Genomic DNA, 15043 nt, shown 5'->3' with positions numbered 1-15043 from the left:
CCCGGTAGGAATTGTTTGTCGGCCTCGGCTGTCTCGGAGCCAATACGTTATTCGGCTGCGGCATTATTGGTTTCCTCATGGAATGGAGGTTCATCATCTCCGACCGCGATCTGGCGGATCGGCACGAAACGAAGCGGCTCGACGACGTAGAGGCCGTCGGTCTCGGAAATCACGCACGGCTGCGCGAGAAGAGCGGCGATCATGCTGAACCTCCGCCGGAGCTTGTTACGGCTCCGGCTTCGGCTACAGTTGGGGTGCGATCACCAACTGAAAGGACGGGCCACCCATGTCGGACGACCACGCAAGTCTTGTCTTCAACCTCATTCTGGACTGCGGCCACAAGGTCGAGATATCGCTGGGGCGGCTCGATGTTGGTGGTGAGTTCATCTGCCCGCGCTGCAAGGCGGTCTCGCACTTCCCTGAGGAGCAGCGTGTCGCCCTCAAACGTAAGTTCAGGACCAAGGAGTTTCGGGAGCGGAACGCCATTATCGTTCACCCGCGGCGCGGATAGGTCGTCCATCACGCAGGCCAGAGCGGCGATGGCGAGATGCTCGATGTCCTCGCCGTCAGCCGAATATTCATATCGGCGGCCGGTCTCCAGGCGGATCGTCCGATTGGAGGCGGGGATCAAGTCTATGTCCATGATCTCGAACACGCGGACGGTCGTTCCATTCGCGACCACGTCGAAGCCGATGGCGACTGGCGCGAGACGCACGGAAAGAGATACGATCTCCGCCATCACGCCGCCGAGGCCTGTTGGCGAGGGCGTCGGGCCTCCATGTACGATTCCAGCGCAAGCAAAGTGGACGCGGTCGGGTTCCAGCCTTCCGCCTCGACATCTCTGAGCGTGTTCGGGTGCAGGCCAGCCGCGATGGCGAGCCCTGCCCTTGTCACGCCGGGCTCCCGAAGGAGCGCCCGGACGGCATGAATTGTCTCGGATACCATGACCGGGAGAAAAACACATCTGAATGTGATTTTCAAGCCATCAATCACATCAAGATGGGATTATCTGGTGCTATCCGGTTGGGAATGGACAAGGTTGCCGAAAAGCGGGAACGGTTGCGCGCCTTTATGAAGGAGCGCGGGCTAAAGGCGTCGCGGTGGGCGAAGCCTGCGGGCGTGTCGGCCAACTCCATATACAATTTCCTGAATGGGCACTCGGAGGGGCTGGACGCGGCGACATATGCGAAGCTGGCCCGCGTAGCCGACGTGCCCGTCTGGATGCTTACGGGGGAACATCCCGACATCAGCGCGCCGACCGCCGTGATGGTGTCGGGGTTTGTTGAGGCGGGGTGCTGGCAGGTGGCGGATGAGTGGGATGAATCGCAATGGTATCCGGTGGACGTGCCGATCCCGCCCAGATTTCAAAGACGAGCGAAGGCCTTGGAGGTGCGCGGAAAGTCGATGAACCTCGACTATCCGGAGGGCTCAATTGCGATCTGGGTGGACATGCTCGATTTCCGCACGCCGAAAGACGGCGACCACGTGATCGTCTATGCCCACGCGCGCGATGACACGATTGAAGCAACGATTAAGGAATATCGAGTATCCGACGGCAAGGCATGGCTGTGGCCGCGATCAACGGAGCCGGAACATCAGGCACCTGTCAACGTCGACGAGCCCGCGGAATATGTGAAGTGGATTGAGGTCAAGGGTATTGTGATCGGCTCTTACAGGCCAAGGGTGTTTTGAAGATCAGCAATTCGCGAGCCAGGGAACATTGTGAAAAAGGGGGGACAATTGCGGACGGGAAGAAAATGGACGCTTCTGCTTCAACGAGGCGCGGCATTTGCGATGCTGGCACCCATCTTATCGTGGATGTCGGTTCCCGCGTGGGGGCAGGCGCTGGACGACTGGTCTGACGCGCTTAATATCCGGGCGACGTCATATCTGGACCCTGGCCCGGCGCATGTCGTGCAGATATCCGTTGGTGAGCCGCTCGTAAGAGACATCAAAGAGCGCATTGCCACCGGCGCAAAGCTGCTGGAACCCGTGGCAATGCCGGAAAAAGTTAGCGCGAAAATGCCCCTTCGGACGGGTGAGCCGCTATTTCAGATTGGCACGAAAAAGGCATTCAAGGCGTGCACCGTAAGATTGAATGAACTGAGGTGGCCCACCTGCCTTATTGATGACGATGGTGATGGCCGATTCGATCGAGCTGGCCGAAATTCTCTAGCTCCCGCTCATCCGTTAGCGGCCCCGGCTGCTTATGCAACATCGAGCGATATTCGGGTTCCGGCCGTGGCGTCAGGCTTTTCGCGAGCAATTCTGTACCAGGGCTTCGCAGGTGATGCGCTTCGCTTGAGCTACCGCGAGTTCTCGGATGACATTGCCAGACCAGCGTTCAGCGAAGATCTGAGCGTGCCTTTAGGCAAAACGTTCCCGCAGAAATTTGCGGTCAAAGGCCTTGTGTTCACAATTCATTCCATCGACGGGATGGGGTTGGAATATAGCCTCGAATCGACCGCCTGGTGAGTTGGTAATGCCTTTTGATGGGCGGGCGTAGCAGGGGGAAGAATATGGCGCTATCGACCGCGCAACTTTCACTGATAGAGCAGCGGGTGGCAAATGACGGTCCGAGTACCGCCGTCGCATTCCTGCTTTGGCTCTTTACGTGGTTTCTAAGTGGCCACCGTTTTTACCTGGGCCGGGGCGGTAGTGCCGTTCTGCAGATCCTCAGCTATTTCCTTCTGATTGGCTTCATCTGGTGGATCGTCGACGGGTTTAGGCTCACCGACATGATACGGCAGAAGCGGGACGATCTTCGTCACCGGCTGACAACCGATATGCTCGCGCATGCCGGGGTCGAAGCGTAGCCCGACCCGCTACCGCCTGATGCTGTTCCGCCGTCCGGCCGGGCCGTGGCGCGAGACGATCGAGGAAGCGCGCGAGGATGCGATCAGGCAGGGCCTCGGCGCGCAGGATGAGCATGTGCCGGATCGGGTCTATCTGGACGCGGCGGCGTGGGTAAAAGTATCAGGGGGATGAGTAATGGCAGAGCCTGGCGCGCCCCTTGTGGCACGATGGATCGGCTCTTTTCTGCGGGCGATCCCCGGTCCATCCGAAGCCTGGGCTGATATCGTGGGGCATCTTGCATGGCCAGTGGTGGCGGTGTTCCTTGTCTATCGCTTCAGGCGCTATTTGCGGGTGTTTCTCGGCACAATTGCAAACCGGCTCCAAACGGATCATATCAAAATCGGGACGTTCGAGTTCACTCCAAATTCACCTGTGTGGGTGCTTGATCCCGACGAGGTAGACGAATCGACATTTGCTTTCGACGGGGATGACGTGAGGCGGATCGAGGCCATTTTCGAGTTCGTCGGCCAGAACGATGGCTATCACAAGGTGATGAAGTGGCTGAACCAAGCGACCACTGGATCGTTGAAATTGGAAGATTTCGTAACCAGGCCCGAGTATGCTACGCTGCGTGCGCGAGCTTTTAGAGAGATTGAAGGATTGTCGATATGACAAAGAAATTCTTCACGAAGGTCTCACCCAAGGCCGTTGAAGGAATTCGCAGGGTTTTTGAGCGCGACGGCGCGGAGGTTCATGCGCAGCTCCAGTCAGACGGAACGGCGATTGTCGTTGTGATCTCGCCGGATGACGGCGGGTCGTCGCAGAAGCGCGCAACCAGGCAGCGCGAAGCAGCTTAAACGTTCCCCCCCTCCCATTGCGACCGACTGACCCGCCCATGTGGCGGGTTTCTTTTTGCGCGAATCGGGCGTCGCACATCAAAACCACATCATAATGTGATTTCTCACTTGCATATCACATCCTAATGTGATTTTATCCTCCCCATCACCGCAGATCGCCTCCGGGCCGAAGACGCGGACAGGATGGGAAGACAAGCACAATGGCATGGAACCTCGCAACACCGCCGCACCTTCGCAGGCCGGACGATCACGAGACCACGATCAAGACCGTGGCATGGGATCAATACCCGGTCGCCAAGGTGCTCTTGGAGGCGTGCTACCAACTCTCGCTGATCGCGGAGGGAGATCGCGTCACCTGCGCCATGGAAAAGATCATGGCGCGCGATGCTCTGGCGACGGTCAAGGATCAGCTTTCGGACTATCGCTTTCAGGTTCTCGACGACGAAGACACCTATGACCCGGACGTGCTGGTCGAAGGCATCGAAGTCGAAGACGCGATCCGCAAAGCCTGCGCGATCAAGATTGCCGATATTCAGGTGATCGGGCGCGGAAAGGTCGCGGGATGAAACGCGCCCTCTTCCCCTTCAAGATGCTGGCGATGTTCATCTTCATCGTCGGTGGCCTGATCCTCTCACCATTCGCGAGGAAGAAATGAACGCAATAACTCCCCCCTATTCCCGCTCCTCTTACGAAGGGGATGGCGGGTGGAAGGACGGCAGGCTTGGGCAGGCTTACGATCTGCTCTGGTCCGTGTTGGAAGAACGCGGGGAACGGCCGTTCGGCAATCCTCTACTTGCTCAGATCGAGAACTTGGATGCGGGTCATGATTAACGAACGCGATGATGGCCGGTGCCCCGAATGCGGCGAAGACGAGATGGACGGGGCGCGCTGCTATTACTGCGGCTTCCACGATTACAACTGCGGCATTTGCGACAAGTGCACGGTTCCGCAGGAATGCGCCCAAGCATCGGAGGATCGGAAATGATCTACCGCAAGCAAGAGAACGCCTTCCGCAAGTGCAGGGATGCTCTGTGTGATGGTCCGGATGATCCCTTGGTCCTCGTTGTGATGATGATAGCCATGTTCGGCGGACTGCTGGCGTGGATCAAGATTGTCTACACGGTGGCGGAGTTGTTCAAATGAAGTTCTGCAAGGACTGTAAGCACGCCGCGCCGGATCGCTTTTATAACACGCCATTTCTGCGCAGGACGACCAAGGACAGTTGGCGTTTCGCAAGGTGCTTCCATCCGTCGCTCGTCTTTAAGGAAACCAATCTGGTGAGTGGCGAGATAGCCGTTGATTACGACACGTGCTCTTCAAAGCGCCGATCCGGGTGCGGCGAAGACGCCAAGTATTTCGAGCCACGAGAATAGTCCCCGCGCCGTCCTCGCGCGCCATCCCTGTAGGCGCGACGGCTTTATCAACAGCGTCCCGGTTCGAGGGCCGGGATGCGGGAGGATCACTGAAATGAGGGCCGTGGAAATTGGTCGGGCGGAATCCCCTTTGCTCCCACCCGGACAGGTCGATGCACGACCCTCTTTTCAGTGATTAATTTGGAAGGGTTCTAACATGGGCATCACCCATTATCCGTTGATGATCCAGGGCAGCGACGAATGGCTGCAAATCCGCTGCGGCCTTCTGACTGCCAGCGAAATGAAGCTGATCGTCACGCCGACGCTCAAGATCGCCAGCAACGATAAGGAGCGCGCGCATCTGTACGAGCTGCTTGCCCAGCGCATCACCGGCTATGTCGAGCCGCATTATGTGAGCGACGACATGCTGCGCGGGCAGGACGACGAGATCGAGGCGCGCGCGCTGTACGCGAAGAACTATGCGCTCGTGCAGGAAATGGGCTTCATCACCAACGACCGTTGGGGCTTCACGATCGGCTATTCACCGGACGGGCTGGTGGGCGACGACGGGGCGATCGAAGCCAAGTCGCGCCGGCAGAAATATCAGGTGCAGACGGTCATCGAGAACCTGTCGAACGAGACGGTTCCGGCTGACTTCGCGATCCAGCTTCAAACCGGCTTGCTGGTGTCGGAGCGGCGATGGATCGACTTCATCAGCTACAGCGGCGGGCTGCCGATGGCGGTCATCCGCGTGTTTCCAGACCCGATCGTTCAGGACGCCATCGTCAACGCGGCGGGCGAGTTCGAAGCCCGGCTGTTGAAGCGGATGGACGAATATCATGCGGCGATATCTGCCCGAAAGCTCGTGCAGACCAAGCGCCGCGTCGAGCAGGAGATGTACGTATGAACGACATGAGCGCAGTAATCGTGCCGAAGTCGGACCAGATCAATGCCGACGATCTGATTTCCGGCCCGCGCACCATTCGCATCACCGAAGTGGATATTCGGCCCGGCACTGAACAGCCCGTCTCGATCTATTTCGAGAACGACGAGGGTAAGCCGTGGAGGCCGTGCAAGTCCATGAGCCGCGTTCTGGTGTCGGCATGGGGGCCGGACGCAAAGGCTTATGTCGGCCGCAGCGTCACGCTCTACCGCGACCCCAAGGTTAAATGGGGCGGCATGGAGGTCGGCGGCATCCGGGTTTCGCACCTGTCACATATCGAGCGCGACATGGTGATGGCGCTCACCGCGACCAAGGGCAAGCGCGCACCCTATACGGTCAAGCCGCTGGCCGCTCAGGAGCCGCCACAGACCGCGAAGGTCGATCGCGTTGCTGAGGGCGTGAAGGCTCTTGTCGCGCGCCTGAGCGCACCTCGAGCCGATCGTACGGCAATCGCGGCCGAAGGTGGCGTGGTTCAGCAACGCGCATGGCTGGCAGCCAACCGCCCGGATCTATCCGCGCAGGTCGAGGCGCTGTTCAAGCCTGCCGACAATCCCTTTGACGAACAGCCCGCCACGACCCCGGCGGCTGTGCAGTCCCCGGAACCGGCGGTTAAGGAAGACGCCGGGCAATCTGCTGCACCCATCCCTGATGATGCCGAGCCCGGGGCGGCGTCAGTGGAGATCCCTGAAGCCGCGCTGGCACTGATCGGCGAGATCAACGGCTGCGACACCGAGGAACTGCTGTTCGAGGTGGAGAACGCCAAGGCCAACGCCGACGTCTACAAGGCCCAGCCCGCGCACATCCGCGCGATGATCGACGCGGCGACGGATCAGCGGCGGAAGCTGTTGAGGGGGGAGATGCTGTGATGGCGGTGATCGAGGTCTTCTTTCTGGTGGCCAACGTCGTGTGCGGCATGTTGGGGCTCGCGATCGGCGGCAGTGCCTACCTAGCCATGGGCAATATGTTCGTGGCGGGATGGATGGCGGCAACGCTGGTGCGGCGGACCCTGCGGTGACCACCCGCGATCTACAGACGCAGCACTGCAAGCGATGCCTGGACGAATCCTACACAGAAGCCCCGCATACCGAGGGCTGGGAATATCGGGACGGGTGGCTGTGTCAGGTCTGCAAGTTGAAGGAGATGAAGAGGTGAGCAAGTCGTTCCTAGCCATAGCCGAAGCAGCCGATTTTCCGGCGTCAACCATGACGTTCATCGTCCCGCAGGGCACCCCTCTTGCGGGCGGCGTGTTCGAGATCAAGCGCATTCGCAGCACCACGGATGAGGATAGGGCGACGTTCTCGAAAGAACTGGCGATGAACCAGGCCGAATATGATCGCCGGGAAGCGGCCGGAGAGGAAATATGAGCACCATCGTCAAGTTCCCCGGCGTTCGACATGCCGGGCCGTCGCTCGACTATCTGAACAGCCCGCCGCTACATCCGGAGCCGAAACCGGGCTTTGGCCTCAAGCTGCGCTGGGCAATGTTCGGCGCGTCGCTGTCGATCATCGTCATGTTCACGATGGGGGCGATCGGTGGGTGAACCCATCCCCGTCACCTGCACGACCTGCGCGCGCTCGTTTGAATATGAGCAAGCCAAACTGCTCGACGGCGGGTTGAACGCGCAGGGATGGGACTGTCGGGGCGGCAATCGCGTGTGCCCGGGGTGTCGATCAGGAACCGCCGTTGCCGCAGCGCCGACGACTTTTGAAGCGGCGGGGGAGAAAGATGGCAATGCATGAGAGGCCCTACACCGTCGCCACGCTTGCGGCCCGATGGGAATGCTCCGAAGGGGCGATCCGCGCCCGCATTCGCTCCGGCGAGTTGCAAACCTTCCGGATCGGGACATTAATCCGCATCCCGGCATCCGAGGTGGAGAGAATAGAATGTCCGACCCATTCACAGTCCAGCGATTCAGAGACGGATGGGCTATCGTCTGGAAGGACGAAGGAGGCAAGCGCCACCGCCATGCCCTTGCGGCCGCCAGTCGGGTTGCAGCGGAAGCAGAAGCGCGCCAGCGCTGGCGGCTCGGCGATCATACATCGTGGACCGTGGGCCGGGTGATGCTCGCATATCTCGACGACAGGGAAAAGGCGGAGATCGCCAGCATAAGCCGCCGCAAGGACGCCTGGAAGGCGATGCGGCACTATTGGGATGATGTGAACCCGGCCCTGATCGATGAGGCCATGTGCAAGGGCTACGCGGCCCAGCGGAATGCCGGACAGGCGACGATTCGCTATGAGTTGTCGCAGCTTTCGGTTGCGCTGCGCTGGGGCAAGGACGCGAAGCTGATAAAGGAAGCGCCTTCCATCTGGAGGCCGGACGCGCCAGACCGAATCGAGCGGCATCTGACCAAGGAGCAGTTCAGGAAGTTCCTTTCCGAAGTGAAGGCCCCACACGCCCAGCTCTACATGGTGCTGGCGCTGGCGACGTGCGCGCGCCCAACCGCGATCCTGCAACTGACGTGGGATCGGGTGGATTTTGAGCGCGGCCTTATCAACCTCAACCGGGCTGGCCGGGTGCAGACCGCCAAGCGCCGCCCGACCGTTCCCATCGCCGACTACGCCAAGCAGCCGCTCAAGGAAGCCTATGAGGCACGGCAGAGCGAATATGTGATCGAGCGGGGCGGCAAGGGCATCCAGAACATCAAGAAAGCCTTCCTTGCAGCATCCCAAAGGAGCGCTGTTCACGCAACGCCGTACACGCTCCGCCATACCGGCGCTGTCTGGCGCGCCGAGGACGGCATTCCGATGAGCGAATTGGCCCAGCTTATGGGGCATGACGACAGCCGGACCACCGAGAAGCACTACGCAAGATATTCGCCAACTTATCTCAGAAAGGCAGCCAATGCAGGTTCATGGTGAACCTCAAAAAGCAGGCGCGGGGTTCAATCGAACCCTCGCCTGCTGTCCATTTAGAGGAAAAAAGCTAGGAAAATCATGGTCGGGGAGAGAGGATTCGAACCTCCGGCCCCTGCCTCCCGAAGACAGTGCTCTACCAGGCTGAGCTACTCCCCGACACATTCCCCGGCGTGAACCGGGGGGGCGCAGTGGCGCGGCTTATAGGAGGCGTTGGTGTTGACCGCAAGCGGGTTTAGAACGCCGCCGCATCATGGATTGATCGCCGACAGCATCTCGTCGATGCTCGTGAATTTCTCTCGCGGGCTGCCGTCGCGCGCCCGTGCGATTTCGGCGGCGTCGATCTTCTTCCAGTCCTGAAAGGTCACGACCTTCAGCCCACGCGTGGCGATCAGCCGATCAAGGCCCGGCCGCCCTTCCCTTGTGCCCGAAGGCGCATCGGCCGCGATCAGTTCGGCGATGGCGAACCCGTCGGGACGGTTGGTGCCGATCGTCCCGGTCGGCCCGCGCCGTGCCCAGCCCACGCAATAAAGGCCGGGCGCGATGCGCCCCTCCTCGTTCGTGAACCGCCCAAGCCTGTCGTCATAGGGAATGCCGGGTATCGGATGGGTCCGATAGCCGATGCACGACACCACCATTCCGCAGGGAATGACGATCTCCTCCCCGGTTCCGACTGCATTTCCGTTTTCGTCCAGCCGCGTTCGCTCCACGATCAGGCGTTCCACCCTGCCCTCGCCCTCGATCCGGACGGGCCGCATGTAAAAGTCGAAGCGGATGTCGATTTCCGCGTCCCGGCCGTTGGTCCGCGCGAACTGCCGGAGATGCGTCACCGATTTGCGCACGCCCGGCTCTAGCCCGGCATCGGCTTCCTCGGGAGGCAGATCCTCTGACCGGACATGCGGCACGGCCCGTTGAAGCTCCCCCAACTCGCCCAGTTCCTTGGGCGTCATCTGGATCTGGTGCGGCCCGCGTCGGCTGACGATGTGGATGTGCTTCACCCCGGAAAGGCTGAGCGCGGCAAGGGCATGGCGGGCGATGTCCGATCCCTCGAACTCGTCGCGCGTCTTGGCGAGCACGCGCGTGACGTCCAGCGCGACATTGCCCGCGCCTATGACAGCCACGGAATCGGTCAGCAGCGGTGGATCCAGATGCGCGAAGGCCGGGTGACCATTGTACCAGCCGACCAGCGTGGCCGAACCGATCACGCCCGGCAGTTCCTCGCCCGGAATGCCGAGCTTTCTGTCGCCCGGAGCGCCGGTCGCCACCACGACCGCATGGTAAAGGTCGAGCAGCTCGGCCACCGTCACCGAACTGCCGATATCTATATTGCCGATGAAACGGACATTGTCCGTCAGCGCGGTGGTTTCGTAGCGCCGCGACACCGCCTTGATCGATTGATGATCCGGGGCAACCCCTGCCCGAATCAGCCCGAACGGGGTCGGCAGCCTGTCGATGACATCAATGCGTACTTCGTCGCCGAACTGTTTTTGCAGTGCCTCGGCGGTGTAATAACCGGCGGGGCCGGAACCAATGATCGCGACGTGCAGCATCCACAACTCCTCGCTTTTAAGCCGATGCTAGCGCATCCAGCCATCGCAGCAAGGACTTGGAGGAAAAAACCGCTTCCCGGGGGTCTAGGTCGGGAAGCGGTCATTGACGGCGAGAAGCGGGTTAGCGGCCGAGGCCGCTTGCGCAAGTCCGGACGCCACCCGAAACTCGCATCAATAACGTGGTGGAAAGGGTCCAAGACCACGTACCCTCATTTCTGCATCACTCGTGCCAAATGATGGAAAGAGACGGAAATCCGCCATATTAACCAATTTGGTTATGGTTAACGGCTTCGGCGGGTGTAAAATGCTTCGACGCGCGATGGCGGAGCGAATTCGCGTAGCGCTTCGCCCCCTTACACAAGCCCGTGTTTTCGGCTAACGCCGCGCGCATGACCGCACCGATAGACCGCATCCGCAACTTCTCGATCATCGCGCACATCGACCATGGCAAGTCCACCCTTGCCGACCGGCTGATCCAGCGCACCGGCGGGCTGACCGATCGCGAAATGTCCGAGCAGGTGCTGGACAATATGGATATCGAGCGCGAGCGCGGCATCACCATCAAGGCACAGACGGTCCGCCTGAACTACACCGCGAAGAACGGCGAAAGCTATGTCCTCAACCTGATGGACACGCCGGGCCATGTCGATTTCGCCTATGAGGTGTCGCGCTCGCTCGCCGCCTGCGAGGGCGCGCTGCTGGTGGTGGACGCGGCCCAGGGCGTGGAGGCGCAGACGCTGGCCAACGTCTATCAGTCGATCGAGCATGACCATGAAATCGTGCCCGTGATCAACAAGATCGACCTGCCCGCCGCCGAACCGGAGAAGGTGAAGGCGGAGATCGAGGACATCATCGGCCTTCCCGCCGACGATGCGGTGCTTGCCAGCGCCAAGACCGGCATCGGCATCGACGAAATACTGGAAGCCATCGTCCACCGCATTCCGCCGCCCAAGGGCGATCCGAACGCGCCGCTCAAGGCGATGCTCGTCGATAGCTGGTACGACCCCTACCTCGGCGTCGTCATCCTTGTCCGCGTGATCGACGGCGCGCTGAAGAAGGGCCAGCAAGTCAAGTTCATGCAGGCGGGCACCATCCATCTGATCGATCGCGTCGGTTGCTTCCGCCCCAAGATCGAGACGCTCGACGCGCTTGGCCCGGGCGAGATCGGCTTCATCACCGCGCAGATCAAGGAGGTGTCGCAGACCGCCGTCGGCGATACGATCACCGATGCGAAAAGACCCACGGCCGCCCCCCTGCCCGGCTTCAAGGAAGCGCAGCCGGTGGTGTTCTGCGGCCTTTTTCCCGTCGACGCCAACGACTTCGAGAAGCTGCGCGAGAGCATGTACAAGCTCCGCCTCAACGACGCCTCGTTCAGCTTCGAGATGGAGACATCGGCCGCGCTCGGCTTCGGTTTCCGCTGCGGCTTCCTGGGCCTTTTGCATCTGGAGATCATTCAGGAACGGCTCAGCCGGGAATATGACCTCGACCTCATCACCACCGCGCCTTCGGTGGTCTACAACATCTTCATGAACGACGGGTCGATGAAGGAGCTTCACAATCCGGCCGACATGCCCGACCCGGTCCATATAGACCGCATCGAGGAGCCGTGGATCGACGCCACCATCTATGTGCCCGACGAATATCTCGGCAGCATCCTGAAGCTGTGCCAGGACCGGCGCGGCATCCAGAAGAACCTCACCTATGTCGCCGGGCGGGCGCAGCTCACCTATGAACTGCCGCTCAACGAAGTGGTGTTCGACTTCTACGACCGGCTGAAGTCGATCAGCCGGGGATACGCCAGCTTCGATTATCAGCAGATCGGCCACCGCGAGGGCGACCTGGTGAAGATGACGATCCTTGTGAACAGCGAGAATGTCGACGCGCTGGCGATGATCGTCCACCGCAGCCAGGCGGAAGCGCGCGGCCGTCACATGTGCGAGCGGATGAAGGACCTGATCCCCCGCCACCTGTTCAAGATTCCGATTCAGGCGGCCATCGGCGGCCGGGTCATCGCGCGCGAAACCATAGCCGCCCTCCGCAAGGACGTGACCGCCAAATGCTATGGCGGCGACATCAGCCGCAAGAAGAAGCTTCTGGAAAAGCAGAAGGAAGGCAAGAAGCGGATGCGCGAGTACGGCAGCGTCCAGATCCCGCAGGAAGCCTTCATCGCGGCGCTGCGCATGGGCGACGACAAATAGAAAAAACGCCCACTTCGGGGGAAGTGGGCGGTAGTTGGGGGACAGCTTCCAAGCGCAAGCTTTTCCACTATCCGGTTCGCCGAGCCTGATTATCCCTTTTTTGGACACCCGCCTATTCCCGGAAATGGGTATATTCAGGTCCCAAAGAAGATTTTATGTCCGGATCGGATGAAGGCGGGGTGTCGATCGTCGATTTGCCGTACGATGCGGCCGGATGACCATTCAGAACGGCAATATCTTCGATTTCTTCGAGAACTTCATATAGCCCACATTGGCCCCCAGCCGCCAGCCGACGCCGAGCTTGATCGGAACGATGATGATATCGTCGCGCTGCAGATAATTGGCAGTGAAGCCGCCGACGAAATAGAGCTTGCCCTCGATCTGCGGAAAGCGCTCGAACAGACTCTCGGTGTCATAAAGGTGATAGACGAGCGCGAATGTCTTCGACGCATCCGCGCCGATGTCAAAGCCGACGGACGGCCCGGTCCAATAGACCGGACGCTCGCCCTCCACCTTGTGGAACAGCGTGCCCGAGCCATAACGCAGGCCGACGGCAAACGCGCCGCCCGCCTCCCGGCCGACGATATAGCCGTTGGGCTCGCCATTTTCCCGGAAGATGCCCTCAATCAATCCGGCAAGCCCTTCGGCGCCCTTACCGAAAACATTCTCGGCCTTGGCGAGCACATCTTCCTGCGAATAGGTCTGGGCTGAAGGCGAGGTTCCGGCGGCGGCCGCTGCGGCGTCTGCCTGCGCGCCGCCCGTTTCCGGCTGGCCCGACGGCACCGCTGCGGCAGCTGGAACCGGAGACTGGGCTTGCGGCTGCACCGGCTGGCCGGCCGCTGCTGCAGGGTCGACGGTCCCGACCGGAGCCAGATCGGCATTGGCCGCGTTCAGCGCGGCATCACCCGTTTGCGCATGGGCCGACAGGGGAGCAAGCGCCGATGGTATGAGAACTGCCCATAAGGCTAAGCTCAACTTGGCTCGTTTGAGGCGCATCAAACCTTTCTCCCCGCTTGCGATCTGCCGCTAGATATTGACCGTTATCGCGATCTGGCCTGTCAGTGCAATGAACGGATCGGCAAAAGGCGAATTTGAGCGGCTCGACACGCAAGGACTGGCCCGGCATAGGTCCAGCGCGGTTTAGATCAGGGAGTAAGCTATGCAGGTGACGATCATCGGTTCAGGCTATGTGGGGCTTGTATCCGGAACCTGCTTTGCCGATTTCGGCCATGAAGTCGTGTGCGTCGACAAGGACAGTGCGAAGATTGAGGCGCTGAATGCCGGCAAGATCCCGATCTATGAGCCGGGCCTCGACGATCTTGTCGCAACCAACGTGGCGGCGGGCCGGCTGTCCTTCACCACCGAACTGGCCGATGCGGTCGCCAGCGCCGATGCAGTGTTCATCGCGGTCGGCACACCGTCGCGTCGCGGCGACGGCCATGCCGATCTCAGCTATGTTCATGCCGCGGCGGAAGAAATCGCACAGTCGCTTTCCGGCTATACCATTATCGTCACCAAATCGACCGTGCCTGTCGGCACCGGCGACGAAGTGGAGCGCATCGTCAGGGACGTCGCGCCGCAAGCCGATTTCGATGTCGTTTCCAATCCGGAGTTCCTGCGCGAAGGCGCGGCGATAGAGGATTTCAAGCGGCCCGACCGCATCGTCGTGGGCACCACCAGCGAACGCGCGCAGGAGGTGATGGCCCAGCTCTACCGGCCATTGTACCTCAACCGCTCTCCCCTGCTGTTCACCGCGCGCCGTACGGCGGAGCTGATCAAATACGCCGCCAACGCCTTTCTCGCGGTCAAGATCACCTTCATCAACGAAATCGCGGACCTGTGCGAGCAGGTGGGCGCGAACGTACAGGACGTCGCGCGCGGCATCGGCCTCGACAACCGCATCGGGTCGAAGTTCCTTCATGCAGGGCCGGGCTATGGCGGCTCCTGCTTCCCCAAGGACACGCTGGCGCTGCTGAAGACGGCGCAGGACCATGATTCGCCCGTGCGGATCGTGGAGGCGACCGTGGCAGTAAACGACAACCGCAAGCGGGCGATGGGCCGCAAGGTCATCAGCGCCATGGGCGGCAACGCGCGCGGCAAGACCGTGGCCGTGCTTGGCCTGACGTTCAAGCCCAACACCGACGACATGCGCGAAGCGCCGTCGATCGCCATCGTCCAGACGCTTCAGGACGCAGGCGCGCGGGTCCGCGCCTATGACCCCGTGGGCATGGATCAGGCCCGGCGCGTCATCGAAAACGTCGATTACGCCGAAAGCGCCTATGGCGCGATCGAGGGCGCCGACGCGGTGGTGATCGTGACGGAATGGGACGCATTCCGCGCGCTGGACCTGAAGCGCGTGAAGTCGCTGCTGAAATCGCCCGTTTTCGTCGATCTGCGGAACATCTATCCGGTGGATGAGGTGACGCGCGCCGGGCTGGAATATACTTCCATCGGACGCAGTTGAACCCTGCGCGAAGCCCGGCTATAGCCGC

Annotated in this window: 23 protein-coding genes and 1 tRNA gene; 18 read left to right on the top strand and 6 right to left on the bottom strand. The window is 61.0% G+C overall.

Features of this window, described 5'->3' with window-relative positions:
* Positions 1-47 precede the first annotated feature (47 nt).
* The 3 genes from BSL82_RS20210 to BSL82_RS01180 are packed head-to-tail and all read right to left on the bottom strand — an operon-like array spanning position 48 to position 894.
* A complete protein-coding gene (locus BSL82_RS20210; RefSeq protein WP_158010595.1) occupies positions 48-203 on the bottom strand; it encodes a hypothetical protein in 156 nt (51 codons plus the stop codon).
* A complete protein-coding gene (locus BSL82_RS01185; RefSeq protein WP_072595655.1) occupies positions 200-739 on the bottom strand; it encodes a hypothetical protein in 540 nt (179 codons plus the stop codon). Before BSL82_RS01185 ends, BSL82_RS20210 begins: the two co-directional genes overlap by 4 nt.
* A complete protein-coding gene (locus tag BSL82_RS01180; RefSeq protein WP_158010594.1) occupies positions 739-894 on the bottom strand; it encodes a hypothetical protein in 156 nt (51 codons plus the stop codon). The genes BSL82_RS01185 and BSL82_RS01180 overlap by 1 nt, the downstream gene beginning before the upstream one ends.
* A 30-nt stretch (positions 895-924) precedes the next feature.
* Between BSL82_RS01180 and BSL82_RS01175 the strand changes: the two genes are divergently transcribed.
* From BSL82_RS01175 to BSL82_RS01115, 16 genes are all read left to right on the top strand, one after another.
* Positions 925-1692 (top strand): LexA family protein, encoded by a 768-nt coding sequence (locus BSL82_RS01175; RefSeq protein ID WP_158010593.1) that lies wholly within the window; start codon positions 925-927, stop codon positions 1690-1692.
* A gap of 30 nt (positions 1693-1722) precedes the next feature.
* Entirely contained in the window at positions 1723-2475 is a 753-nt protein-coding gene (locus tag BSL82_RS01170) for a hypothetical protein (RefSeq protein WP_162274361.1), read from the top strand.
* A gap of 44 nt (positions 2476-2519) precedes the next feature.
* Positions 2520-2816 (top strand): TM2 domain-containing protein, encoded by a 297-nt coding sequence (locus tag BSL82_RS01165; RefSeq protein WP_072595651.1) that lies wholly within the window; start codon positions 2520-2522, stop codon positions 2814-2816.
* Positions 2797-2988, top strand: a complete 192-nt coding sequence (locus tag BSL82_RS01160; protein ID WP_072595650.1) for a hypothetical protein — start codon at positions 2797-2799, stop codon at positions 2986-2988. Before BSL82_RS01165 ends, BSL82_RS01160 begins: the two co-directional genes overlap by 20 nt.
* A gap of 3 nt (positions 2989-2991) precedes the next feature.
* A complete protein-coding gene (locus BSL82_RS01155) occupies positions 2992-3468 on the top strand; it encodes a hypothetical protein (protein ID WP_072595649.1) in 477 nt (158 codons plus the stop codon).
* The gene (locus BSL82_RS01150) at positions 3465-3653 is read left to right on the top strand and encodes a hypothetical protein (protein WP_072595648.1); all 189 of its coding nucleotides are present in this window, start codon (positions 3465-3467) and stop codon (positions 3651-3653) included. Before BSL82_RS01155 ends, BSL82_RS01150 begins: the two co-directional genes overlap by 4 nt.
* A 200-nt stretch (positions 3654-3853) precedes the next feature.
* Positions 3854-4219 carry a hypothetical protein gene (locus BSL82_RS01145; RefSeq protein ID WP_072595647.1) on the top strand — a complete coding sequence of 122 codons (366 nt, stop codon included), beginning with the start codon at positions 3854-3856 and terminating at the stop codon, positions 4217-4219.
* A gap of 257 nt (positions 4220-4476) precedes the next feature.
* Complete coding sequence (locus BSL82_RS20205; protein WP_158010592.1) at positions 4477-4638, top strand: hypothetical protein; 162 nt, start codon at positions 4477-4479, stop codon at positions 4636-4638.
* On the top strand, positions 4635-4796 hold the full coding sequence (locus tag BSL82_RS20200; protein WP_158010591.1) for a hypothetical protein: 162 nt from the start codon (positions 4635-4637) through the stop codon (positions 4794-4796). Before BSL82_RS20205 ends, BSL82_RS20200 begins: the two co-directional genes overlap by 4 nt.
* Positions 4797-5222: 426 nt before the next feature.
* Complete coding sequence (locus BSL82_RS01135) at positions 5223-5912, top strand: YqaJ viral recombinase family protein (protein WP_072595645.1); 690 nt, start codon at positions 5223-5225, stop codon at positions 5910-5912.
* Positions 5909-6814: a prolipoprotein diacylglyceryl transferase gene (locus BSL82_RS01130; protein ID WP_072595644.1), complete on the top strand. Its 906-nt coding sequence runs from the start codon at positions 5909-5911 to the stop codon at positions 6812-6814. Before BSL82_RS01135 ends, BSL82_RS01130 begins: the two co-directional genes overlap by 4 nt.
* The gene (locus BSL82_RS20195) at positions 6814-6963 is read left to right on the top strand and encodes a hypothetical protein (RefSeq protein WP_158010590.1); all 150 of its coding nucleotides are present in this window, start codon (positions 6814-6816) and stop codon (positions 6961-6963) included. The genes BSL82_RS01130 and BSL82_RS20195 overlap by 1 nt, the downstream gene beginning before the upstream one ends.
* A 133-nt stretch (positions 6964-7096) precedes the next feature.
* Positions 7097-7312 carry a hypothetical protein gene (locus tag BSL82_RS01125; RefSeq protein WP_072595643.1) on the top strand — a complete coding sequence of 72 codons (216 nt, stop codon included), beginning with the start codon at positions 7097-7099 and terminating at the stop codon, positions 7310-7312.
* Positions 7309-7488 carry a hypothetical protein gene (locus BSL82_RS01120; RefSeq protein WP_072595642.1) on the top strand — a complete coding sequence of 60 codons (180 nt, stop codon included), beginning with the start codon at positions 7309-7311 and terminating at the stop codon, positions 7486-7488. The genes BSL82_RS01125 and BSL82_RS01120 overlap by 4 nt, the downstream gene beginning before the upstream one ends.
* Positions 7481-7687 carry a hypothetical protein gene (locus BSL82_RS20190; RefSeq protein WP_158010589.1) on the top strand — a complete coding sequence of 69 codons (207 nt, stop codon included), beginning with the start codon at positions 7481-7483 and terminating at the stop codon, positions 7685-7687. Before BSL82_RS01120 ends, BSL82_RS20190 begins: the two co-directional genes overlap by 8 nt.
* 144 nt (positions 7688-7831) lie before the next feature.
* Positions 7832-8809 (top strand): tyrosine-type recombinase/integrase, encoded by a 978-nt coding sequence (locus BSL82_RS01115; RefSeq protein WP_158010588.1) that lies wholly within the window; start codon positions 7832-7834, stop codon positions 8807-8809.
* 76 nt (positions 8810-8885) lie between these two features.
* Here the strand turns inward: BSL82_RS01115 and BSL82_RS01110 are convergent.
* Positions 8886-8962 (bottom strand) — tRNA-Pro (locus BSL82_RS01110).
* 92 nt (positions 8963-9054) lie between these two features.
* Positions 9055-10353: an FAD-dependent oxidoreductase gene (locus BSL82_RS01105; protein WP_072595641.1), complete on the bottom strand. Its 1299-nt coding sequence runs from the start codon at positions 10351-10353 to the stop codon at positions 9055-9057.
* 389 nt (positions 10354-10742) lie between these two features.
* Here BSL82_RS01105 and lepA point away from each other — a divergent pair, with 389 nt between their 5' ends.
* Positions 10743-12551: a translation elongation factor 4 gene (gene lepA, locus BSL82_RS01100; protein WP_072595640.1), complete on the top strand. Its 1809-nt coding sequence runs from the start codon at positions 10743-10745 to the stop codon at positions 12549-12551.
* 222 nt (positions 12552-12773) lie between these two features.
* On the opposite strand, the gene BSL82_RS01095 is transcribed toward lepA, so the two are convergent.
* Positions 12774-13547 (bottom strand): DUF1134 domain-containing protein, encoded by a 774-nt coding sequence (locus tag BSL82_RS01095; RefSeq protein WP_072595639.1) that lies wholly within the window; start codon positions 13545-13547, stop codon positions 12774-12776.
* A gap of 163 nt (positions 13548-13710) precedes the next feature.
* Here BSL82_RS01095 and BSL82_RS01090 point away from each other — a divergent pair, with 163 nt between their 5' ends.
* Complete coding sequence (locus tag BSL82_RS01090; RefSeq protein WP_072595638.1) at positions 13711-15015, top strand: UDP-glucose dehydrogenase family protein; 1305 nt, start codon at positions 13711-13713, stop codon at positions 15013-15015.
* The last annotated feature ends 28 nt before the right edge of the window (positions 15016-15043 follow it).

The sequence above is a fragment of the Tardibacter chloracetimidivorans genome (assembly GCF_001890385.1).
Taxonomy (GTDB): domain Bacteria; phylum Pseudomonadota; class Alphaproteobacteria; order Sphingomonadales; family Sphingomonadaceae; genus Tardibacter; species Tardibacter chloracetimidivorans.
This window is presented reverse-complemented; position numbering and strand designations above follow the sequence as displayed.

Coding starts and splice junctions, on each gene's coding strand:
- BSL82_RS01090 (WP_072595638.1), top strand. CDS start 13,711: ATGCAGGTGACGATCATCGGTTCAGGCTATGTGGGGCTTGTATCCGGA.
- BSL82_RS01150 (WP_072595648.1), top strand. CDS start 3,465: ATGACAAAGAAATTCTTCACGAAGGTCTCACCCAAGGCCGTTGAAGGA.
- BSL82_RS01130 (WP_072595644.1), top strand. CDS start 5,909: ATGAACGACATGAGCGCAGTAATCGTGCCGAAGTCGGACCAGATCAAT.
- BSL82_RS01185 (WP_072595655.1), bottom strand. CDS start 739: ATGGCGGAGATCGTATCTCTTTCCGTGCGTCTCGCGCCAGTCGCCATC.
- BSL82_RS01155 (WP_072595649.1), top strand. CDS start 2,992: ATGGCAGAGCCTGGCGCGCCCCTTGTGGCACGATGGATCGGCTCTTTT.
- BSL82_RS01115 (WP_158010588.1), top strand. CDS start 7,832: ATGTCCGACCCATTCACAGTCCAGCGATTCAGAGACGGATGGGCTATC.
- BSL82_RS01120 (WP_072595642.1), top strand. CDS start 7,309: ATGAGCACCATCGTCAAGTTCCCCGGCGTTCGACATGCCGGGCCGTCG.
- lepA (WP_072595640.1), top strand. CDS start 10,743: ATGACCGCACCGATAGACCGCATCCGCAACTTCTCGATCATCGCGCAC.
- BSL82_RS01160 (WP_072595650.1), top strand. CDS start 2,797: ATGCCGGGGTCGAAGCGTAGCCCGACCCGCTACCGCCTGATGCTGTTC.
- BSL82_RS01175 (WP_158010593.1), top strand. CDS start 925: ATGAATTGTCTCGGATACCATGACCGGGAGAAAAACACATCTGAATGT.
- BSL82_RS20210 (WP_158010595.1), bottom strand. CDS start 203: ATGATCGCCGCTCTTCTCGCGCAGCCGTGCGTGATTTCCGAGACCGAC.
- BSL82_RS01165 (WP_072595651.1), top strand. CDS start 2,520: ATGGCGCTATCGACCGCGCAACTTTCACTGATAGAGCAGCGGGTGGCA.
- BSL82_RS20195 (WP_158010590.1), top strand. CDS start 6,814: ATGGCGGTGATCGAGGTCTTCTTTCTGGTGGCCAACGTCGTGTGCGGC.
- BSL82_RS01105 (WP_072595641.1), bottom strand. CDS start 10,353: ATGCTGCACGTCGCGATCATTGGTTCCGGCCCCGCCGGTTATTACACC.
- BSL82_RS20200 (WP_158010591.1), top strand. CDS start 4,635: ATGATCTACCGCAAGCAAGAGAACGCCTTCCGCAAGTGCAGGGATGCT.
- BSL82_RS01145 (WP_072595647.1), top strand. CDS start 3,854: ATGGCATGGAACCTCGCAACACCGCCGCACCTTCGCAGGCCGGACGAT.
- BSL82_RS01135 (WP_072595645.1), top strand. CDS start 5,223: ATGGGCATCACCCATTATCCGTTGATGATCCAGGGCAGCGACGAATGG.
- BSL82_RS01095 (WP_072595639.1), bottom strand. CDS start 13,547: ATGCGCCTCAAACGAGCCAAGTTGAGCTTAGCCTTATGGGCAGTTCTC.
- BSL82_RS20205 (WP_158010592.1), top strand. CDS start 4,477: ATGATTAACGAACGCGATGATGGCCGGTGCCCCGAATGCGGCGAAGAC.